This window comes from Paenibacillus sp. NPDC093718 (genome assembly GCF_050279985.1).
GTDB lineage: Bacteria > Bacillota > Bacilli > Paenibacillales > Paenibacillaceae > Paenibacillus_AQ.
The window spans coordinates 362,622-385,139 of sequence record NZ_JBNNUS010000005.1; the positions used below are offsets into that span (position 1 = coordinate 362,622).

Consider the following 22,518-nt stretch of genomic DNA (forward strand, 5'->3'; position numbering starts at 1 on the left):
AAAATATATATTATGACATATATTCATATACTAAAGGATATCAATGGAGGAGGAACATCGTGGAACTGCTTCAGCTGCATTATTTTCAGACGGTGGCCAGAATGGAGCATATGACCAAGGCTGCGAAGGAACTCCGAATTGCCCAGCCTGCGCTCAGCAAGACGATTGCCAGGTTAGAGGAAGATTTGGGGGTACAGCTGTTTGATCGGCAAAATCGGCAAATCAAGCTCAATTCATTCGGGAAGGCTTTTCTGAAAAGCGTGGATACGGCATTATCAGCGCTTGAGGAAGGGAGGAGAGAGGTGTCGGATTTGGCAGGTATGGAGCGGGGCAGCATCCGCATTGCAACGACGGCACTGCCTCGGCTGTCCAAAGCATTGGGAGCTTTCCGTGCGCGATATCCTGATGTGAATTTCCGCATTATCCAGATTCCGCCTGACTCGATGATGGAGATGGTACAGATGCTGGAGAATGGGGAAGTTGATTTATGCTTTGCGGCAGCGGCATTGGATGATGACAAGTTTCGGGAAATCCCGGTCCTCCATGCCGAGGTGTTCTTGGCGGTGCCCCACGGTCATCGATTGGCGGGCAGGAAGAACATTTCCCTTCAAGACGTTGCGGGAGAACCCTTCATCGAATACAAGGAAGGCCACCCGTTCCGAAAAATGAATGACGAGTTCTGCCGATTGGCTGGGATCAGCCGGGATGTCGTCTGTGAAGTGGATGAACCTGCCGCTTTGGGAAGTCTGGTAGCCGCCGGGCTTGGAGCCGCATTTGTACCCGGGTGCAAAGGGGATGAAGAGCCGCCGTACGCGATGGTGCGTATCGAGAAACCTTCCTGCTACCGGACCTTCACTCTAGCGTGGCTGGAGCAGCGATATTTATCCAAGGCCGCAAGAGAATTCCAGTCATTCCTGGTAGACTATTTCGGCGAGTTTCAGGAGCCGATGATTCATAGGGACGTGATCTGACAGGTCACGTCTTTTTCCTGTTCCGGCGATTCCCTTCTACATAGGCCGGGCCTTCTACGCATACAGATAGATCAAGAACTTTCAAGGGAGGAACACGATGCTCGATCCAGTACTGACATCTCCGAATTTGAAGCTGTTTGCGGACTCGAACGACACCTTGAACTATAAACGCGATGCGGGAAATTACATAACCCAGGTGTTTGAAAACCAGATGCCGGCCATTGCCACAGGATTCTTCAACGTTCATATGACCAAAGGGATCATCATCCAGCCCCATTGGCATACAAATGTGAACGAGTTGGTGTTTGTCATCAGTGGAGAAGTGCTTACTTCCGTATTTAATCCCTTCACGCAGAAACTGATGACCTACAAGCTGAAGCCGGGACAGGTATCCATGCTTCCGAAAGGCTGGTTTCACTGGATTTTGACGCTGAGCGACAAAGCCCATATTCTGACCATATTCGATCAGCCGACGCCGGATATCGTATACGGATCGGACTTCCTGAGGCATATTCCGAAGGAAATCTTGCATATTGCCTATTGCGTGAATGAGGAGGATTACGCCAAAGCGGTTGCTCCGCTGAAGGAAACGGTCATCTTGGGGCCTCCGCCGGGCTGCGGCAAGCGGGACGATCATGCCCCCTACGTTGAATCGATTCAGCAGCAGCCATTTGCGTTTAATGCACAGCAAGCTTCGCCGCCTAGCTATTATGGATATGCACCACCGCCATCCTATCCATCGTATCCATACAATTATCAACAGGCGAGGATGCAGCAGTACGGTGTTTCCCCATCGTATTCCCCTTATTCACAGCCGCCTTCTTATCCGCCGCAAGCTTCCTTCTCGCCACCCTATGCGCAACCGGCACCCTATGCGCAACCGCCACCCTATGCGCAACCGGCACCCTATGCGCAACCGGTAACCTATTCGCAGCAGGTACATCAGCAATCGCCATTCTTCCAGCCGCAGCCGTTCCAGCAGCTTCAGTATCTGTACAGAACGAGTCCGGATCCAGAGCCAGTCTCTAGCCGTGGTCCTGAACCCGATACGGAAATTGGGCGAGAGGGTCAGTGACACCATAAACTAGTCACCATTTGTTGGAAGTATAAGATGATGTTTCTTGAAAATTTCATTACACGACAACGAAGTCTTCAAACTCCTTCGCGGTTGGTTTCGAAACCGGCCCGGGAGGAGAAGGCTTCTTTTTGTTTGCCGGATCGCCCGCACGATTTACCTTCCGAAAAAAGCCTTGCCTGATCTGGAACGTTCTGGTATGCTATTGTCCTTCTCTCATTTTCGCCTTGTCTGAAGTGGATGGGTCTGCCATCTAAAATGCTTATCGGAGGTGCTTCATGCTTTATTTCACATTGGCTTCCAAAGCCTATGCCCGCAATTTGCAGTACCGCGGAGCCCACATGGTGCACAATATCGCCAGCGCGATGTTCGGCTTCATGTATGCCTGTATCTGGATTGGTCTCGGTGCAGACTACGCGCTCGGAGAATACGGAACGCAGGGAATGGTCGGATATATCGCCTTTACGCAAGCTGCGCTCTGGGTTTCCAGTTTCGTCACGAATGGCCTCGGCATTCCCCAAGCCGTGCGAACCGGCCATATCTCTCTGGATTTGATGCGTCCCGTTCATTTGTTCAGTCATTTGATGGCCAAGGAATGGGGGCAAATCGCCTACCAATTCGTTTACAAATCAATCCCGATCTACCTGGTGTATTACTTTGCCTTCTCGCTGCATTTGCCCGGAAAAGCATCTACCTTCCTCTATGTTGCCATTGCGCTCGCAGGTGCCGCCTATTTATCGATCTGCATCAACTATCTCATCGGCGCATCCGCATTATGGACAACGGAATCGTCTTGGTTGTATTGGGGCAACCACGCGATGATCAATCTTCTTGCAGGCTTCTTCATTCCGATTGAATGGCTGCCGGGCTGGCTTCAGACGATGGCCTGGTGGTCGCCGTATCCTTATCTGCTCTATGTGCCGACCCGAATCTATCTGGGTTTTGATGACGTTTCCTATCTATGGGGGACACTCCTATGGTGCGTGCTGCTCACGCTGGCCAGCCTGCTGGCTACAGGCTTTCTAAGACGGAAAGTGGAGGTGCAAGGAGGATGACCACAAGATCCTGGCTATCTCTGTACGCGCTGCTGATCCGCACCAGCATCAAAAGCCGCATGCAATACAAATTCAATTTTATCCTGGCTTCGTTTCTGGCGGCGCTGATCCAAATTTCTGAATTTCTTATGGTTGCTATCGTGCTCTACAAGTTTGGGGCCATTCAGGGTTGGTCCATGCATGAAATCGGGTATTTGTTTGCCGTTATGACCTTATCGAAGACGCTCTACCGGACGTTTGCGGATGAAGTGCACCATCTTGAACACTATCTGGTCAACGGGGAGCTTGACCAGCTGCTGACTCGTCCCATGCCGGTACTGCTCGCGCTCATGCCGCAGAAATTCCGGATTATGCTGGGCGAAGTGCTGCAGGGCGGTTTTCTGCTCTGGTGGTCGCTGCATGGCATGATGGCGGCAGGGCAAGTCGGATGGAGCGCGGTGCCGCAATCGCTTTATATTATCGTCACGGGGGCCGTCATCCTGTTCTCGATCGGACTCGCGACAGCCACGTTCGGTTTTTGGACAACCCGGATCACCGAGCTTCAAAATATTACGGAGGACGCGGCCCGGACGGCAGCGCAGTATCCGCTCACGCTGTATCCCAAATGGATGTCGTCGATCCTGCTGATCGTGGTCCCGGTCGGTTTAGTCAATTACATCCCGTCATTATACATACTGCGGGGCGAGCTCGGAGTTTGGGTGCTGCCCGCATTGGCTGGAGCGGCTCTGGTATGTCTCTTCTTAAGTCTGAAATTCTGGCAGTTTGGTTTGACCAAATATCAAAGTACAGGGAGCTAAGGGAGGAACGCGTCAATGATTGAAGTCCATAACATTCGCAAGGAGTTCAAAACGCCGGTTGTGAAGGAGGGACGCTTCTCCGGGCTGCGAACCCTGTTTACGCGAGAATACCGGACGAAGGAAGCCGTGAAGGGGATCAGCTTTCAAGTGGAGCAGGGGGAATTCGTCGGTTACATCGGACCGAACGGGGCCGGCAAATCCACCACCATCAAAATGCTGACCGGCATTCTCCACCCGACCTCGGGTCACGTATCGATCGGAGGCATGAATCCGCACAAGGAGCGGCGCAGCGTCGTGAATAACCTGGGCGTCGTGTTCGGTCAGCGGAGCCAGCTGTGGTGGGACCTGCCGGTGAAGGATTCCTACGATATTTTGGCTAAAATGTACAGCGTGAATCAGGCGGACAAGGAGCGCAGACTCGGACAGTTTGCCGAATTGCTGGATTTACGCGCGTTCTGGGAAACGCCTGTACGCAAGCTCTCGCTCGGGCAGCGCATGCGCGCCGACCTCGCCGCCGCGATGCTGCATGATCCGGACGTGCTGTTCCTGGATGAGCCGACGATCGGTCTCGACGTGAACGCCAAGCGGAATATCCGTCATTTTCTCAAGCTAATCAATGAGCAGTTCGGCAAGACCATACTGCTTACGACGCATGACATGGATGATATCGAGCAGCTGTGCAATCGCGTGATGGTCATTAACAACGGCGAGCTGTCTTATGATGGAACAGTAAAGTCTTTACGGGACACCATCGGGCTGCCTACCGTGATCACCGTCACTTTCCGCGGTCCTTTTGCCATTCCCGATCAATCTTTACGCGAAGACGGTCTTTCCGTCCCGATTCGGGTGACAAGCACGCTGGATAACACCGTCACCATTGAGGTGAACCGCCGCGAGATGAATACGCTTGATATTTTTAAAGAGCTGGGCCGCTGGGGCGAGCTGGATGATATCGATATGGAAGATCCCGATTTCGAAGATGTGATTCATAAGGTGTACTGAACAGAGTCAAGAGCGGGCTCCACCGCATATTTAAACAAAACTTAAACTTCAAGTCACCTCAATGCTCTTTTCGTTAAGTATGATGAGCTTGAGGTGATTGACATGAATCATTCAAGAATGAAGAAAGCCGGGTATACGGCTTGTTTTGCCGCCGTTCTGTATGCTCTTCCCCATTTCTGGTGGGGACTTGGCATCGGGTTTGCATTCCCGGGGGATTTCCAGGAAGCGCCTGATGAATTTTGGACGCATGTGATCGGTTACTGGGGAATGGGGACGCTGGCCTTATTGGCAGCCGTATTCGCGCTTGCTTTTGCCAGGCCGTGGGGGCTGCGCTTACCGAAATGGATGTTAACGATTCCAGCTGCCATTGGTTCTGTTTTGTTGTCATTATGGGGATTTATCTACTTTGTTCTGCAGTATTTATTAGCGGTTGGCCGCGTTCAGTCAGCACCCATGTATGCCACTCAAGATGCAAGTCCCATGGCGGCGTGGGGATACTTCTGGTACGCACTCTTCCTGATCTGGGGAATTTCACTGGGTATTGCAGCCTACTATGCGGGAAAAGTACGTAAGCAGAATAAATCAAATGGTTTCACTAAATAACGCATGTAATCTTTTGGATTGGACATTTTTGGTAACCTTGTACAATATAATAGGATACACACCTGAAGAGGAGCCTGAAGGGTTCCTCTTTAATTTGGGTGCAAATGGACATAGAGGAAGTATAATATAGAGGTGAGAGGAAGGAGTCCTCTGCTCTAATCATACGAGCCCAAGAATAACATCTACATACAAAGGATGAGCCACCATGAAGTTGATGAAGCGGATCTGGTTCCGTATCGGTAACCATTACAGGAAGAAGCGGGATTATGAACAAGCCCTTAAATATATGAGAAAAGGCGAAAGTGCCATTACCAGTTTCAATGATAAGCTGCACTATGCGGAACTGCTGCACAACAGCGGCCATTCGGAAGAGGCCGTAGCTTATTTGGGGCGCGTGATCGATACGAGCGGAAGCCATCGCGCTTATGAGCGGCGAGCTCATATTTTGCGTGAGCTGAACCGGGAGCGCGAGGCCATTGAGGATTTGAATGAAGCGATTCGGTTGAATGCCGACAATTATATGAATTGGTATACCCGGGGGATTGCCCACAAGGATTTGAACCAATATGATGAGGCGATTCGGGATCTGAAGGAAAGCATTAAAAGAGAGGACGACAGCACGGTTATTTCGACATACTATGAGCTGGGCATGACCTTTTACGAGAGCGGCAACCCCGCGGAAGCGGCGCATTATTTTCGCTTAAGCATCCAGCAGCCGGAACGCGCCATCCCGATGTATTATTACATGCTGTCCATATCGCTGGATTTGATGGATCATGTGCAGGAAGCCGTGGGTGTTCTGCAGGACGGAATCCAACTGGCCGATCGGTATGAGGCGGAAGCGGATGGCGGATATGCGCTGTTCGCAGGCAGCACCAATTACAGTTATGGGGCATTCCAGACGTTTCAGCGGCAAGTGCGGGAGGCGTATTCCTTTCGGAAATCCATGGCGGACCTGTACGTGCAGCTTGGGGATATGGGACAGGCCGAGCACTATCTGTCGGAGGCCATTGAGCGGTATCCGGATTCATACGAGCTTTACTTAAAGAGAGCGGAGGTCTTTAACCGGTCCGGTAACAAAAATGCGGCCAAAGCGGATTTGGAGTGGGCGATTGAAACGGCGCCGGACGATTACCGGGCGTATTTCGATTTGGCCCGGATCTATCGCGAGGATGGTCTGGAAGATCAGGCCTACGAGCTGATTTCGAAGTTGTATGCAAGACAGCCGGAATCCCCGCTGGCCTGCTATTGGATGGCCGACTGCTACTATCGGCTGGGTCGTCAGGAGGAGGCGCTGGCGATCAATGACAAGCTGCTTAAGCTTGAAAATGATGATGCACCCAATTATGTGCAGCGCGCCGATATTTACATGGAGTTGAATGATCTGCCATCTGCGGAGCAGGCTTTGAAGGAAGCAGCCACGCTTCAGGACGGGACCGAAATCCGCAACAAGCTGAGTTATGTGCTTTATCTTCAGGGACGTAATGAGGAAGCGCTGCTTGAGCTGCAGGAAGCGGTTAAGCAGGAGGAGTCCTTCTCCGAGCATCCGACGTATTTGGCGGCCAGCGGGCATATCTATAAGGAGATGGGCATGTGGGATCTCGCCATCGATGCTTATTCCCAGGCGATTCAGGCGCATCCGTCGAATCCGAGATTTTACGAGTTTCGTGCCGTTTGCTTTGTGGAGACCGGACAGCTGGAACGGGGATTAGCGGACTGCGCTCAAGGGCTCAGTTTGAACCCGGGGCAAGGCAGCCTCTACAGTCTGCGAAGCGGAATCTATTATTCGATGGCGGATTATGCGCGGGCGAAGGAAGATACGCTGCAAGTGCTGGAGCTTTCGCCGGGTCATCCGGGCGCTTATTTCAGACTGGGACAGATTTATTACAAGGATCAGGATGAGGATGCGGCATTGGCTGCATTTGACGAGGTACTGAGGCTGGTTCCCGAGCATGCCGACAGCTATCTGTACAAAGCACATATTTATTACGGCCAGTTCGAGCATGAGGATGCCATACAGGCGATCGTAAACTGGAGCTTGCATCTTCAGAAGGAGATGCCGCCGGCGGACAAAATCCAAGCCATCGAAGGTTTGGAGGGTTTTGAGGAAGGTTTGCTGGATAAGGCGGTAGAACGGTTAACGGGCATGTATGGGCATCAGCTTTATTTGTCCTGAGTCCGCTGGTAACCAGCAGAATCATGTAATCCTGCACTCACCCTGTAAGTCCGGTGCTTATGTAGGGATGCGTTGATCACGAAGAAGTTAGAGTCCGCCAAGAAGTGGTGTCACATTTTGTCTAAAATTATGGTATGATTCAATAGTTGTTGCAGCATAACATGCTCGCAGGCTGCATAGCCAAGCGGGCTTTCTTCATGTGCAAGGAGGGGGATTATCATGATCTCACTGCAAGAGGTCAGTAAAAGCTTTGGCAGCGGCAGTGACCGTTATCAGGCGATAGACGCTGTCTCTCTTCATATTGAGGAGGGAAGCATACACGGAATCATCGGCACGAGCGGAGCCGGAAAATCGACGCTGCTGCGCATCATGAATGTACTGGAGAGACCGGATTCCGGCCGAGTCGTGGTGAATGGTCAGGAGCTGACCTCCCTTGGGGGCAGGGAGCTTCGGGAGGCGAGAAGATCGATTGGCATGATCTTTCAGCTGTTCCAGCTGGTCAGCAACCGGACGGTATGGGGCAATGTTTCGATGCCGCTTGAGCTGGCAAAGGTACCGAAGATCGAACGGGCGAATCGTGTCCAGGAGGTTCTGCGTTTTGTCGGACTTGAGGATAAAGCAAAGTCGTATCCGGCTCAGCTAAGCGGCGGGCAGAAGCAGCGGGTAGCGATTGCCAGAGCATTAGCCAATTCGCCGACCGTCTTGTTGTGCGATGAGCCGACCTCTTCCTTGGATCCGCAGACAACCGCAGACATTCTGGAGGTGCTCCGGCATATCAACCGAACGCTGGGGGTAACCATCGTGATCGTTTCCCACGAGATGGACGTGGTGAACGACATTTGCGACCAGGTGTCGGTAATGGAGAATGGACGTCTGAGCAGAACGTACCGCAATCAGCTAAGCGATGGAGAGACTTCTCGGGGTTCCGGATCTTCAATGGATGGTCCAGGGAAAGTGGGGGATTGTTAGTTCCATGAATGACATCATTCCATATTTAAGTGATTATTTCGCCTATGTCCTGCAGTATCAGAGTGAAATCTGGCGGGCGATTGGCGAGACGTTCATCATGGTGGGCATATCGATTGCTGCCGCTGTAATACTGGGTCTTCCGGTCGGAACACTGCTATTTTTGTGCCGAAAAGGCCAGCAGTATGAGAATCGCCTGTTATTCTCTATTCTGAATGCCTTGGTTAACGTCATACGGTCCTTCCCGTTCCTGCTTCTGGTTGTCATTATGATACCGGTCACGAGATGGATCGTCGGCACTTCCCTCGGGACGCTGGCCGCTGCGGTGCCTTTATCCGTCGTTGCGGTGGCTTACTATTCAAGGCTGGTAGAGCAATCCTTGCTGGAAGTGCCGAAGGAAGTGATGGAGGCGGCCGCTTCCATGGGGGCATCCACACTCCAGATGATATACAAATTCCTGTATGTAGAGGCCCGCTCGGGCCTTGTGCTCGGGCTGACAACATCTACGATCAGTTTTATCTCGTACTCCACGGTGATGGGGATCGTGGGCGGGGGCGGCGTCGGGGATTTCGCGATCCGCTACGGGTACCAGCGATTTGAGGGAGAGCTTATGTCATTTACGATCATCATTATGATCATTCTGGTACAGTCCATCCAGTTCGGCGGGAACCTGGCATCCAGGCTGCTGGATAAGAGAAAAGTTTAATTCTGTTTTTTTGAACGCATGCACACCGAATATATTTTAACTGGAGGTAACCAAACGATGAATAAGAAATTAATGCTGCTGATGCTGACCCTCTTGCTGGTGCTGGCAGGCTGCGGACAGCAGCCTGCCAAGGACAAGGCTTCGGAGAGCGCTGCACCCGATGCCGCTGAAGAAGTTACAATAAAAGTCGCAACGCTCATTCCGCCAATGACCGAGGTGCTTGACCTGGTGAAGCCGATGCTGAAGGAAGAAGGCATCAACCTTGAAATCCAGATCTTGTCCGATAATGTGCAGCCGAACAATGCGCTGGCCCATAAAGAGGTAGATGCGAACTTCTTCCAGCATGTGCCGTACATGGAAGAGTACAATGCGAACAACGGCTCGGAGCTGGTTCCGGTCACGCCGATCTATAATGCCGTTTTTGGAGCCTACTCCAAAAAATATAAGACCATCGAAGAGCTTCCGGACGGTGCAAGCATCGCGATTCCTAACGACCCTTCCAACATCGGCCGATCCCTGGTGATGTTCGAGAAGAACGGTCTGATTAAGCTGAAGGAAGGCGTCGGCATTCAAGCGACGCAGGCGGATATCGTGGAGAATCCGCACCAATACAAGTTCACCGAGGTGGATCTGCTGATGCTGGCCCGAACCCTTGACGACGTCGATATGGTTGCCATGACGCCGGCGTATGCGAAACCGCTGGGACTTACCCCTAAGAAAGATGCTCTCGTAACCGAAGGCAACGACTCCGATTTCACCATTACGCTGGTGGCTCGTAAAGATAATGTGGATTCCGAGCCGATTCAGAAGCTTGCCAAGGCGATGACCAGCCCCGAAGTGAAGAAGTTCTTCGAGGAGAACTATTCCGAGATCGCGCTGCCGGCTTTTGAATAAGACGTAGGTATAGATTTTTTAATGATCCTTGTGTTCCTGGTGACCGCTCCCGAGAGGGGCGGTTTTTTATTATATATAGGTCAGTTTTCGAAGGATCAGGAGATGCTTTTGAGAATAGTTTTTTTAGAGTCCAAAGAACGGGACCTCAAAACTCCTTGAGGATGGGTTTACGCTAAGCCTGTCCCTTTTTTTGATTAGGGAGGTGGACAGCTGAAGTTGAGCTCATTGTTATCTCAATATTAATTTTGGGCCCAAATATCACACAAAAGATTTACTGTCAATTAACAAAAAACTCTTTGACAGCAACTAAAACCGGCTGTTATCATGACTGTAGGAAGTTTATGGGTTTGGGGCAAAAAAACTCGGATTTTGGGTACATATATTTCTGGACTGGTTTTCTGATCGCGGATTGAGAGAAAGGAGAGTTACATTATTGCTACTTTAAAGGATATAGCAAACCATGTTGGAGTATCGATCTCCACGGTATCGCGTGTCATCAATAACGATACGAGCCGGCACATCAGTCAGGCCACCCGCACCAAAATTGTCGAGGCGGCCAAAGAGCTTGGCTATGCCCTCTATGAATCCGAGCGGCCGTCTCTAAAGAAGAGTAATCCTCCACAGACAAAAGGATATCGTCAGATTGGCTGCATCGTGTCCGTTACGCAAAACAAGTATAACCATCCTTATTTCTCGCCGATTTTGCAGGGGATTGAGACGAAGCTGTCCGAGCTGAACAGCGTGCTCACTTATGTGCTCACGATGGATGAAATCAAGGGTGAAGGGGCGATGAACAAGCTTGCACAGGATGCCCAGCTCGATGGCATGATTATCATCGAGGGGATTGACCCGAATGTTTATGAATTTATCAAACAAACAGTTCCCTCGGTTGTAGGTATCGATATATCCGATTCAACCGTGCCCGTGATTCTCTATGACCGCGTGGCTGCTGCGAAATCGGCTGTACAACATTTGATCGAACGGGGGCATCGCCGGGTCGGCTTTATCGGCGGGGCGGGACTGACCGGGGATCTCGAGCGGGAGAAGCGGTATCGCGGTTACCGTTATGCTATGGAGGAAGCGGGGCTGGACATTGACCCCCGGCTGGTGGTGAATACAGGCTGGGATGTCAATAACAGCTATACACTTGTTTACGAGCTTCTAAATCTCCCGGAGAATGAACGGCCGACCGCCATGTTCGCTGCGAGCGATATGATGGCGATTTCCGCCATGAGGGCGGCGGCGGAGCATGGGCTTCATGTTCCTCAAGATGTGGCCTTCGTGGGATTGGATAACATTGAGGTATCGCAGTACACCTCTCCTCCGCTCTCCACCGTTCATATTCCCAAGGAGGAAATCGGCATGATGGCCGCCAAGGTGCTGATCGATCAAATCGAGGGCAAGAATCCATTGCCATTCAAGCTGTTTGTGCCTTATCAGTTGATGCTGCGGCAGTCTTCGGACTATTTTCGGGAGTAGAAAGAGTGTACATATAAATTATTGAGGTGCTAGTAACGGTGCCTCCTCTCTTTTTATACCCTTATTGGAAAATCGGATAGGAGTTTGGGGCCAAAAATAATTGGCGGAGGAAGAAGTGAATGAATCAAATTCGACTAGGAATCATTGGACTTGGCTGGAGATCGGGTTTTACGAAGTATTGGCATCAGCCGAATGGGAGATCCATCGTCGTAGCAGGTGCGGATATCGATCCCCTCAGACTAGCCAAATTCCAACAAAATTTAAACCCCGAAGCGGAGGTTACCCTGGATTACAGAGAGCTGCTCCAGCGGAAAGATATCGACGCGATTGTGATTACAACCCCCGATGACAGCCATGATGAAATTGCGGTCGCAGCGCTGCAGGCCGGAAAGCATGTGTACTGCGAGAAGCCGTTATCCATTACGGTAGAAGGCTGTGACCGGATATTGACGGCTTGGGCTCAGTCAGGAAAACATTTCATGATTGGTTTTAATATGCGCTATATGAATATGTACCGCACGATGAAGGAGATTATTGACAGCGGTGAGATCGGGGAGGTGAAGTCGGTATGGGTCAGACACTTCGTCGGCTTGGGAAGTGATTACTACTATCACAGCTGGCACGGCAGCTCAAGGAATACAACCTCGCTTCTGTTGCAGAAGGCTTCCCACGATATCGACCTGATTCACTGGCTGACCGGGCGATATACAAAGAAAGTAGCCGCTTTTGGCGGGGTTGATTATTTTGGCGGAACGAAGCCGAATGAGCTTACATGCCCGGAATGCAGCGAGAAAGCGACTTGTCCCGAATATCGTTCCGGCCCGCTTGTGCAATGTGCTTTTCGTGAGGAAATTGACGTGGAGGACAACAGCATGGTGTTAATGGAGCTGGATGGGAGCATCAAGGCCTCGTACATGCAGTGTCATTTCACACCTGACTATCAGCGGAACTACACCATTATCGGCACCGAGGGCCGCATCGAGAATGATGAGGTCGCACAGCGGGTTTACGTCAAAACACGAAAGTCCCAAACCTGGCGCGATCTGTCAGACAAAATTTACGAGATTAAGAAAGCCGAGGGTTCGCATAACGGAGCCGATCCGATCATTTGCGAGGATTTTCTGGATATGATTCTGGAAAATAAGGAGCCCATCGCTGAACCGATCGCAGGCCGCATGAGTGTAGCGGTCGGCGTAGCCGCAACGGAATCGATGAGAAAGGGAGGCCAGTTAGTGCATGTAAAGGAACCGGAGCCCTGGATGCTTGGCCAGAAGAGCAACATATTCGGAATATGATCGACATGTCGATAGAAGCATTGCTCCAACAATGCTAGGAAGGGGGTTTCTTAGTGAATACAGAACCTGTCAGGCGAACAGAGGCTCGAGAAGCCGTGCCCGCGAGGTGGAGGGCGTTTCGCCGAACATTCCGTAAAAATTGGGAATTATATTTGCTCATTACTCCTGTCGTTCTTTATTTCTTCATCTTTGATTACCTGCCGATGTACGGCATACAGATCGCATTCAAAAACTTTGTAGCGGCCAAGGGAATATGGGCCAGCGAATGGATCGGGTTTGATCATTTCGAGCGTTTTTTTAACAGCTTTTATTTTGACAGATTGATTCTGAATACACTCGGCATCAGCTTGTACCAGCCAGCCATCGGGTTTCCGATTCCTCTCATCCTGGCACTCTTGCTCAATGAAGTAGGCAACAGGGATTTCAAGCGTTTTGTCCAGACGGTTACATACGCTCCCCATTTCCTATCAACGGTCGTCATGGTAGGACTCATCATCATTTTTCTCTCACCTCAGAACGGCATCATTAACCACCTTATCACCTTTTTCGGCGGTGAACGCATCTCATTCATGACGGAACCTGGATGGTTCAAATCGATTTATGTATTTTCCGGTGTATGGCAGGGCATGGGATGGAGCTCCATCATTTATCTTGCGGCGCTCGCCGGGATCGATCCGACGCTGCACGAAGCGGCTAAAGTGGATGGAGCCAGCAGGCTCCAGCGGATCTGGAAGATCAACTTGCCGGGTATTATGCCAACCGTCGTCATATTGCTTATTTTAAATGTCGGGCAGATCATGGGCATCGGCTTTGAAAAAATTTATTTGATGCAGAACGATCTGAATATCGAGAGCTCTGATGTTATCTCCACCTATGTGTATACACAGGGGATTCTGGGTGCACAGTACAGCTTCTCTGCCGCCGTCGGCTTGTTTAACTCCTTGGTTAACCTGATGCTGCTCGTTCTTGTCAACCGAATCGCCAAAAAAGTCAATGAAACCAGCCTATGGTAAGGAGGGGATCAGGGTGAAGGAATCCGTCCAGGATCGTATGACACTCATGGTTATTTATATATTGCTTTCTATTATCCTGCTGCTTGTGCTGTATCCGCTGATTTTTGTCGTCAGCGCCTCGATCAGCGATCCGCTCACCGTATCGAGAGGAGAAATGTGGCTGTTTCCGAAGGATTTGTCCTTTATCGGCTACGAGCTGGTATTTGCGAACAAGGAAATATGGACCGGCTATGCGAACACGCTTCTGTACACGCTTGTGGGGACCGCAATCAATCTGGTCATGACCATATTTGCAGCCTATCCGTTATCACGCAAAGACTTCGCGGGTCGGAATGTCATCACGGCTTATATCGTATTCACGATGTTTTTCAGCGGAGGCCTCATCCCAACGTATTTGCTCGTGAAAAATCTTGGGATGATCAATACGATGTGGGCGCTGGTCATTCCGGGCGCGGTATCGGTTTGGAACATTATCATCATGCGGACCTTCTTCCAAACCTCCATTCCGAATGAGATTCAGGAGTCGGCCTCGATTGACGGCTGCTCCAATATGCAGACGCTGTGGAGAATCGTGCTCCCTCTCTCCATGCCGATCATCGCGGTTATGATTTTGTTTTACAGCGTGGGGCACTGGAATTCCTATTTCAACGCACTCATCTATCTGAATGATCGGGATAAATACCCGCTGCAGCTGTTCCTGAGGGAAATCCTGATCAAATCCCAAGTGGATCAGATGGCCGGAAGCATGGATTTATCGGTACAGAAGCATCTGATGGAGGCCGAGGCGATTAAATACGCCATCGTCATTGTGGCCAATTTGCCTGTGCTGCTGCTGTATCCGTTCCTTCAAAAGTATTTTGTCAAGGGTATGATGATCGGCGCTCTCAAGGGTTAGAAAACGGCTCTTGTTTCGCAATATATTTTTGAAAAGTGGAGGTCTGAGAAAAGATGAGGAATCATTTCAAGCGATTCGCTTCAATCCTGCTTACAGGCGTGTTGACCGCAAGCCTTGCAACTGCCTGCGGCAGCGGAGGAAAGCCGGCGGCGGAGGAGCAGCCCAAGCAGGAAACGGCTGTAAACCCCACAGGATTTCCGATCGTGGAGGAGCCCATCAAGCTTACGTTCTTCGCAGGTAAAGCCGCTTCGGCTCCTGCGGATTGGAACGCGCTCCAGGTATGGAAGGAATATGCCAAGCAGACGAACATCGAAGTCGATTTTCAACTGACGCCTGAAGAGAGTCTGGCGGAGAAGCGGAACCTGGTGCTGTCCGGCGGCGATTATCCAGATGCCTTCCACACTGCGCGGTTGTCTCCGAATGATTTGATGAACTTTGGAGGCCAGGGCATTTTTATTCCGCTTAATGATTTGATCGACCAGTATGCACCTAACTTCAAGAAGCTTCTGGAGGAGCATCCAGAGGTCAAGAAAGGATTGACGATGCCCGATGGCAACATCTATTCCTTCCCGACGTTCTATGACCCGAACTTCAAATCGGTGCTTATTGGAACGAAGCTGTGGTACAACCAAGCGTTTCTTGACTCGCTCGGCATGAAGGAGCCTGAAACGACGGACGAATATTATGAATACTTGAAGGCGGTCAAGACCCAGGACCCGAACAAGAATGGCAAAGCGGATGAAATTCCGTATGCCGCCAGCGGCATCGGATCCTTGCTTGATGAACTGAAGGGAGCGTGGGGTCTAGGAAACCGGGGAAATATCCATGGGCGGGTGGATATGGATCCGCAGTCCGGTAAGCTCCGGTTTATCCCGACGGACCCAAGATATAAAGAAGTGCTGGAATACTTGAACAAATTGTACAAGGAAGGCCTCATGGTTCAGGATATTATGACCATCGAAGGTCCCCAGGTGAATGCGCTTATGGATGAAGGGCTTGTCGGTTCCGCGGAAACGAACAGTCCGCATGCGATTGGCGGCGTAACGATCGAGCATTTTGTAGGGGCTCCAACGCTTAAAGGACCTTATGGCGACCAGATTTTCTCAAGAGCGCGTTCTCCGCTGATCGATATCGGAGCTTTTGTCATCACCGATAAAAATCAGCATCCGGAAGCGACGGTACGCTGGATCGATCACTTCTACAGCGAGGAGGGCAGCAAGCTGTTCTTCATGGGCGTGAAGGATGTCAGTTATGTAGAGAACCCTGACGGTTCGATTGAATATACCGAGGAAGCGCTGAAGGAGCAATCGAAATTCGTGTCGTGGGCAGGCGGGTTCTACCCGGCGATGCTAACGGACAAAACCTTCAAGGGCGGTGAAGCGAGCGAGCAAAGCATCGCAGCCGCGGCGAAAGTCGAAGGCCAGTGGCCGGAGGAGGTATGGCCTCAGTTTACGTATACCCAGGAGGAGCTTACCCAATTTACGCCGCTTCATACGGACATCAATAAGTATGTCGATGAAATGAGGGCCAAATTTGTTGTAGGTGATGTACCGTTCAGCGAATGGGATAAATATGTAAGCACCATTGAGAAAATGGGATTGTCTCAGTATCTTGAAATCTACACAGCCGCGTATGACCGGTACAAGGCCGAATAAGGAGGGAGGGCATGATGATGTGGAAAAAGGCTTGCTTGTCTCTGCTGACGGTGATGCTGCTGTTGACGTCTTTACTGCCCGGTTCAGCCGCGGCTAGCCAGGGTGCTCTGTTCGATATTTGGGTACCGACCAATACGGAGAAGGTGATGCGGGATCAAGCTTTTCCGGGCAGGCCGAATTCCATCATTCGGATCGGAGCCGCACGCAACGAATATGAGAGCGGCCAGGTCATCGTGAAGGCCAATCAAGCTTTACGCAAGCTGCAGGTATCCATGAGCGATCTGAAGCTTACGGATGGAAGCGCCAAAATCGGCAAAGAGCATATTCAATTGTTCAAACAGCATTACATTGAAGTAAAGACTTCCACAACGCCGGCCTATCCGAAAGGCTGGTATCCGGATGCCTTGATCCCTTTAAGTGAGCAGTTGGAAGTTGCGGAAGGACATAATCAAGGGATCTGGTTCAAAATCTATGTGCCTAAAGGACAGCATCCAGGTACGTATACTGGAGAATTGACGCTGCATGAGACAGGAAATCCGGTCCGAATCCCGATCGAACTCACCGTATGGGATTTCGAGCTTACCGATGAGAGCCATGCCAAAACCAATTTCGGGGTCTGGGGTGGACCGGTTCAGGAGGCTCACGGCAATGTCGTGGGCGAGGAGGCATGGAAGTACATCGAGAAGTATTACTACGCATCCGTTGAGCATCGCCTGACGCCGGGATACTTGCCGATTCCGGACTCCGACATCGACAGCTACGTTGAACGAGCGCCAAAGTATGTAAACGATCCGAGAATATCCGCCTACCGCTTGCCGTATTATCGGACAGCTGACGGCCAGCCGGATATACAGCGGAACAAGCAGCTGGTGGATCGTTTAAGGGAGGCAGGCTTGCTGTCCAAAGCGTATTATTATGTGTCTGAGATCGATGAACCGAATCGAGATAAATATGCCCGTGTGAAGCAGATCAATGAAACTCTCGAACAGGCGGCTCCCGATGTTCCGCATCTGGTTACAATCCAGCCGGTCGATGAGTTAATCGGGGATGTGGATATTTGGGTGGCGGATATTGAAAAGTTCGACAAGGCTTTCACCAAGGAACGGCAGGCCGCCGGCGATTCGGTCTGGTGGTACACCTATGTGAAGCCGAAGCATCCGTTTCCATCTTATCATCTGGATGACGACTTGGTCGGAACGCGGCTGTTAACCTGGATGCAGCGCGATCATGGCGTAGAGGGCACGTTATATTGGGCAACGACCCAGTTCCAGAAGTATGATGCCGCACAGAAAAAATACGTGAGCCGTGATGTATGGACCGATCCGCTGGCATTCCCGGGGGCGAACGGCGATGGATATTTATTTTATCCTGGAACGGAAGTAGGCGTCGATGGCCCGATTGGAACGATCCGTCTGGAGGTTCTCCGTGAGAGCATGGAGGATTACGAGTATCTGTGGCTGTATGAACAGAAACTGCGCGAAGCGGCCTCTAGGCTGGGCGTAGTAGAATCCTTCCCTTATCGGGATGCGATGCGTCCATTCTATGACCGATTGTATGAGAACATCAAAACCTTCGAAGAGAATCCCGAGAAGGTGATGCAGGTACGAAGCGAGATCGCTCAGGAGATCGTTACCGCTTCGGAGGGGGCGCCGGTATTGGTTACGGTCGGCAGTGAAGCGGACGGAAGCCGTGAGGTTTCGATCTATGCGGAGAAAGGCTCGAAGGTTACGGTGAACGGACTTCAAGCGCCGAAAACCGCTGAGGGAGAGAAGCACGATCAATTTTCGCTAGTGCTAAGCCTGGACCCTGGAGCCCACGAGCTGGATATCGTCGTGAGTAAGGACGGATCATCCAAAACCGTGAAACGGACCCTTGTCGTATATGAAACCAATGCTCCGTATACGGTCGCTTTAAACGATGCCGAAACCGAAGAAGCGATCAACCGCTTCACATCCCAGACGGTGGATACCGATCTCGCCAATGTGAATGTCACCGAGGGGACCTACTCCATGAAGGCTGTGTTCCCGGCAAACGTGAATTTTCCGAATTTGCGGTTGTTTGACGCAGGGAAAGGATTCAAGAGCAGCGATTGGTCGGCATTCGAGACGCTGGAGTTCGACGTGTTCAATCCTGGCGAGACGGTCCAATTCTATGTCAAGTTCCATCAGCTGGACGGGAAAAGCGATGATACCTTCATGCAGTATATTCGTGCAGGCAGCGGCGAAACCGTCCGCATTCCGCTTCGGCAGGTGAATTTGGACCTCAGCCGGATCAAAGGCATTGAGCTTTGGATGTGGCGCCAGTCGGAACCGATAACCTTGTATTTTGACAACTTCCGGTTCACTTCCGCCGCGCCTCAGGATCCAATGACACCGTGAGGCAGGTGTGGCTGGCACGAAAACAATCGGGTCAGTCCCTAGCAACTCCATTTTGATAAAAAGAGGGGAAAGGATGAAGCTGACTTTTCTGGGGACGGGGGCTGTGGAAGGAATCCTTCCCCGTTCTGTGACTGCCGGACGTGCGAGAATGCCAGGGAAACCGGCGGACGTAACAACCGGAGACGGCAGAGCGTCTTGATCAATGACAATCTGCTCATCGATTTGGGGCCGGATATTTTCGCTTCCTGTGCCGGGCTGGGCATTTCACTGCGCGACCTGGACTGCTTATTGATCACCCACAGCCATCTCGATCATTTCGATTCCGTTAATCTGGTACTGCGGGGCAAAGCATTTCGTTTGGCAACCGAGCTGCCGGAGCTGACGATGCTTGCAGGACCTTCCGTTTGGACGAAATGGGAAAACTCCGGAGGGCATGACCAGGTGGCGGGGATTCAAAGACATCTTATTCATCCGGGGCAAACGGTTCGGCTGAAGGAATATTCGATTACGGCGATTGCCGCTTGCCATCATTTGCGGATCGGAGATGCGATGAATTATCTGATCGAAGATGGGAAGGCTTCGCTGCTATATGCATCGGATAGCGGGTATTATGAAGAAGCCGTATGGGAATCGCTGAAGGGACACCGTTTTGACGCCGTTGTCCTGGAAGGGACGATCTGGAACCGTCCTCCCGGCAAAGAGCACCTAAATCAATCGGACTTTGGCCGAATGGTGGAGCGGCTGAAGAGCATCGGGGCCATCACCGATCAGACGCAGCTCATTGCGACTCATTTTTCCCATCAATCCGTTGGTCCGCATCATGAATTGGCGGAAGAGGTCGGTCAGTTCGGCGCACAGTGTGCTTTCGATGGACTGACGGTTCATATCCTTCCTGATCAATAGGGAGGGCAGGCGTTTCTAACATATTCTAAACGAAAGACGGTATCTGCAGATACCGTCTTTCTTGTTCTTTTCGTGAAATTGACCTGGGCGGCGGCGACTGGATATAATGATGGATGATTAAGGAAGGATGCCTTGCTAGCAGGACACGTATAGTGAAGATTATCGGTATAGAATACAAAGAGCCGTACATCCCATCCGCAGCAAGTCCATATGCTACGATATGGCGGTGTAAAATCGGAAAAAGACATGATAGGAGTTGAGAATTTATGAAAAAAGAAGTAATCGACAGACTCATTACCTATGCACAAGTGGATACACAGTCAGACGAGAACAGCAATACCTGCCCTTCGACACCGGGACAGCTGACACTGGGTCAGCTGCTGGTGGACGAGCTGAAGGAAATCGGCATGCAGGGCGTAACGATGGATGAGAATGGCTATGTGATGGCCACACTTCCGGCAAACTCGGATAAACAGATCCCGACCATCGGCTTTTTGGCACATATCGATACGGCTACCGATTTTACGGGTGCCGGTGTCAAACCGCAGATCGTCGAACAATATGACGGACAGGACATCATTCTGAACAGAGCGCAGAATGTGGTGCTCTCCCCGCAGGATTTTCCGGAGCTGAATGGCTACAAGGGACATACACTCGTTACAACGGATGGCACCACCTTGCTTGGAGCTGATGATAAAGCGGGAATTGCCGAGATTATGACGGCGATGGCTTATTTGATCCAACACCCGGAACTGAAGCACGGTAAAATCCGGGTTGCTTTTACGCCGGACGAGGAGATCGGGAGAGGACCGCACAAGTTCGACGTGGAAGCCTTTGGGGCCAAATACGCATATACGATGGATGGCGGACCGCTCGGGGAGCTTCAATACGAAAGTTTTAATGCGGCAGCGGCGCTGGTCACTTGCAAAGGGAAGAATGTCCATCCCGGAACGGCCAAGGGCAAAATGGGCAACGCGGCGAAAATTGCCATGGAGCTGAACAGCATGCTCCCCGCGGAAGAAGCGCCTGAACATACCGAAGGTTATGAAGGCTTCTATCATCTCACTTCCATCGAGGGTGATGTAGAGCTGACCGAGCTTCGTTATATTATCCGCGACCATGACCGGGAGCTTTTCGAAGGAAGAAAGGCCAAGCTGGCCTCCATTGTGGAGGAGCTTCAAAACAAGTATGGAGCCGAGCGGATCATCCTCCAGATGAAAGATCAGTATTACAATATGCGTGAAAAAATCGAGCCGGTCAAAGTAGTGGTCGACATCGCCCAGACAGCAATGGAGAAGCTGGGAATCAAGCCGATCATCGAACCGATCCGCGGTGGCACCGACGGTTCTCAATTGTCGTACATGGGCCTGCCAACACCCAATATTTTTACGGGCGGGGAGAACTACCACGGGCGGTATGAGTATGTATCCGCGGACAATATGGTACTGGCCGTTCAAACGATTATTGAAATCGTGCAGCTGTATGAGGAGCGAGCTTAAGTCAAATCTTTTCAAAAAAAGCTGCCGGCAGGAATGCCGGCAGCTTTTTCGTGTGCTCTGGTTCGACCCGCATTAGGTATCTTGACTGTTAGATCATGCTTTATTAGAGCCTTTCTCCAGGCTGTATTTATACTCGCTTGGGGTCATGCCTGTCCATTTGCGAAACTGCTTGGAGAAATAGAGTGCATCATTGAAACCGACAGAGGAAGCAATCTCATGAATGGAGAAGGACGATTTCATGAGCGACTTGGCTTTCTCGATACGTACCTTCATGAGATATTGCATGGGGGACATGCCTGTATGCTGTTTGAACATTTTGGACAGATGTGCCCGGTGATAGCCAAGCGTCTTGGCCATCTGATCAATGGAGAGCTGTTGATGATACTGGGTCGAGATCCATCTCTCCGTCTGCCTTACCCCTCGCTCGATATCAGGCACGTCATTGGAGTTGGACGGAAGATGCTCGCGGTTTAACATCGCCAGCTTATGGAGCAGTAATCGGAGCCACCCGGAAGCCTGAAGATCCTCAAGCCAGGGGTGATCCGATTGGTTAAAGCCCAGACGGAGATGACGGTACATGTCGATCAGCGCCCTTAGCTCAGCTTCATCCGTGCAGTGGATAATCGGTTTAGCCGGCGTAACACCCATGTCGGCCAGCAGCATCTTGGTGCCTTTTTCTTGTAATGCAACCCAGTTATAGTGCCAGGGGTTCCGATCATCGGCTTCATAGCTGAAAAGAACACCGGGAAGGATCACGAAGGTATCGCCTGCCTGGCAATGATGTACGATGCCGGCACATTCGAAGATGCCTTGGCCTGTCAAGACGGTGTGAATGAGGCAGTAATCATGAATGATCGGACCGATTTTGTGGCGTGGTATGGGAGTTCCCTCACCGCTGAACAGGATGTTCAGGTCGTGACCACCCGGTGAAGGATTCATACCAATCGTGTAGAGCGTATGGTCTGGCAAAATGGACATGCGCTATCCCCCCTTAAACGTGTGCGAGATCAATCGATAAAGTGGATGTTGAGTTAGGGCTAGCTTACTCAATGAAACAACAAATGTCCATATCGCACTTGTTTTGCTCCATATTCAAAAAAGACCGATTATCATATAGTTAGTCTTGTAAAAGCGTATTAATTCATGGAGTTTAGGG

At 51.1% G+C, this 22,518-nt stretch carries 20 protein-coding genes and 1 pseudogene; 20 read left to right on the plus strand and 1 reads right to left on the minus strand.

Annotated features, from left to right (window positions below; genetic code table 11):
- The first annotated feature begins 59 nt into the window (after positions 1-59).
- From ACQKPA_RS17345 to pepT, 20 genes and pseudogenes are all read left to right on the plus strand, one after another.
- Entirely contained in the window at positions 60-971 is a 912-nt protein-coding gene (locus ACQKPA_RS17345; RefSeq protein WP_427493827.1) for a LysR family transcriptional regulator, read from the plus strand.
- A 97-nt stretch (positions 972-1,068) separates the two neighbouring features.
- Positions 1,069-2,046: a cupin domain-containing protein gene (locus tag ACQKPA_RS17350; RefSeq protein WP_427493828.1), complete on the plus strand. Its 978-nt coding sequence runs from the start codon at positions 1,069-1,071 to the stop codon at positions 2,044-2,046.
- 278 nt (positions 2,047-2,324) lie between these two features.
- The gene (locus ACQKPA_RS17355; protein ID WP_427493829.1) at positions 2,325-3,101 is read left to right on the plus strand and encodes an ABC transporter permease; all 777 of its coding nucleotides are present in this window, start codon (positions 2,325-2,327) and stop codon (positions 3,099-3,101) included.
- Entirely contained in the window at positions 3,098-3,898 is an 801-nt protein-coding gene (locus tag ACQKPA_RS17360; protein WP_071223555.1) for an ABC transporter permease, read from the plus strand. Before ACQKPA_RS17355 ends, ACQKPA_RS17360 begins: the two co-directional genes overlap by 4 nt.
- Before the next feature lie 15 nt (positions 3,899-3,913).
- On the plus strand, positions 3,914-4,900 hold the full coding sequence (locus ACQKPA_RS17365; RefSeq protein WP_427493830.1) for an ABC transporter ATP-binding protein: 987 nt from the start codon (positions 3,914-3,916) through the stop codon (positions 4,898-4,900).
- A gap of 102 nt (positions 4,901-5,002) precedes the next feature.
- Positions 5,003-5,503 (plus strand): DUF3995 domain-containing protein, encoded by a 501-nt coding sequence (locus ACQKPA_RS17370; RefSeq protein WP_427493831.1) that lies wholly within the window; start codon positions 5,003-5,005, stop codon positions 5,501-5,503.
- Between the two features lie 205 nt (positions 5,504-5,708).
- Positions 5,709-7,679 (plus strand): tetratricopeptide repeat protein, encoded by a 1,971-nt coding sequence (locus ACQKPA_RS17375; RefSeq protein WP_427493832.1) that lies wholly within the window; start codon positions 5,709-5,711, stop codon positions 7,677-7,679.
- Between the two features lie 219 nt (positions 7,680-7,898).
- Positions 7,899-8,648 carry a methionine ABC transporter ATP-binding protein gene (locus ACQKPA_RS17380; RefSeq protein ID WP_427493833.1) on the plus strand — a complete coding sequence of 250 codons (750 nt, stop codon included), beginning with the start codon at positions 7,899-7,901 and terminating at the stop codon, positions 8,646-8,648.
- A gap of 4 nt (positions 8,649-8,652) precedes the next feature.
- Positions 8,653-9,351, plus strand: coding sequence for a methionine ABC transporter permease (locus ACQKPA_RS17385; protein WP_427493834.1), 699 nt, complete (start codon positions 8,653-8,655; stop codon positions 9,349-9,351).
- 57 nt (positions 9,352-9,408) lie between these two features.
- Entirely contained in the window at positions 9,409-10,245 is an 837-nt protein-coding gene (locus tag ACQKPA_RS17390) for a MetQ/NlpA family ABC transporter substrate-binding protein (RefSeq protein WP_427493835.1), read from the plus strand.
- Positions 10,246-10,695: 450 nt separating this feature from the next.
- Positions 10,696-10,806: pseudogene (locus ACQKPA_RS17395) on the plus strand (LacI family DNA-binding transcriptional regulator); the annotation flags it as partial.
- Positions 10,807-10,899: 93 nt separating this feature from the next.
- The gene (locus ACQKPA_RS17400; protein ID WP_427493836.1) at positions 10,900-11,724 is read left to right on the plus strand and encodes a substrate-binding domain-containing protein; all 825 of its coding nucleotides are present in this window, start codon (positions 10,900-10,902) and stop codon (positions 11,722-11,724) included.
- A 119-nt stretch (positions 11,725-11,843) separates the two neighbouring features.
- A complete protein-coding gene (locus ACQKPA_RS17405) occupies positions 11,844-13,019 on the plus strand; it encodes a Gfo/Idh/MocA family protein (protein WP_427493837.1) in 1,176 nt (391 codons plus the stop codon).
- Between the two features lie 53 nt (positions 13,020-13,072).
- Positions 13,073-14,032, plus strand: a complete 960-nt coding sequence (locus ACQKPA_RS17410; RefSeq protein WP_427493838.1) for an ABC transporter permease — start codon at positions 13,073-13,075, stop codon at positions 14,030-14,032.
- A gap of 37 nt (positions 14,033-14,069) precedes the next feature.
- Positions 14,070-14,927 carry a carbohydrate ABC transporter permease gene (locus tag ACQKPA_RS17415; protein WP_427494001.1) on the plus strand — a complete coding sequence of 286 codons (858 nt, stop codon included), beginning with the start codon at positions 14,070-14,072 and terminating at the stop codon, positions 14,925-14,927.
- A 53-nt stretch (positions 14,928-14,980) separates the two neighbouring features.
- The gene (locus ACQKPA_RS17420) at positions 14,981-16,582 is read left to right on the plus strand and encodes an extracellular solute-binding protein (protein WP_427493839.1); all 1,602 of its coding nucleotides are present in this window, start codon (positions 14,981-14,983) and stop codon (positions 16,580-16,582) included.
- Between the two features lie 11 nt (positions 16,583-16,593).
- Positions 16,594-18,960: a glycoside hydrolase domain-containing protein gene (locus ACQKPA_RS17425; RefSeq protein ID WP_427493840.1), complete on the plus strand. Its 2,367-nt coding sequence runs from the start codon at positions 16,594-16,596 to the stop codon at positions 18,958-18,960.
- Positions 18,961-19,033: 73 nt separating this feature from the next.
- A complete protein-coding gene (locus tag ACQKPA_RS17430; protein WP_427493841.1) occupies positions 19,034-19,159 on the plus strand; it encodes a hypothetical protein in 126 nt (41 codons plus the stop codon).
- On the plus strand, positions 19,156-19,863 hold the full coding sequence (locus tag ACQKPA_RS17435) for an MBL fold metallo-hydrolase (RefSeq protein ID WP_427493842.1): 708 nt from the start codon (positions 19,156-19,158) through the stop codon (positions 19,861-19,863). Before ACQKPA_RS17430 ends, ACQKPA_RS17435 begins: the two co-directional genes overlap by 4 nt.
- Positions 19,864-20,129: 266 nt before the next feature.
- Positions 20,130-21,362, plus strand: coding sequence for a peptidase T (gene pepT, locus ACQKPA_RS17440; protein ID WP_427493843.1), 1,233 nt, complete (start codon positions 20,130-20,132; stop codon positions 21,360-21,362).
- A 93-nt stretch (positions 21,363-21,455) separates the two neighbouring features.
- Here pepT and ACQKPA_RS17445 read toward each other — a convergent pair whose 3' ends face one another.
- On the minus strand, positions 21,456-22,340 hold the full coding sequence (locus ACQKPA_RS17445) for an AraC family transcriptional regulator (RefSeq protein ID WP_427493844.1): 885 nt from the start codon (positions 22,338-22,340) through the stop codon (positions 21,456-21,458).
- Positions 22,341-22,518 lie beyond the last annotated feature (178 nt).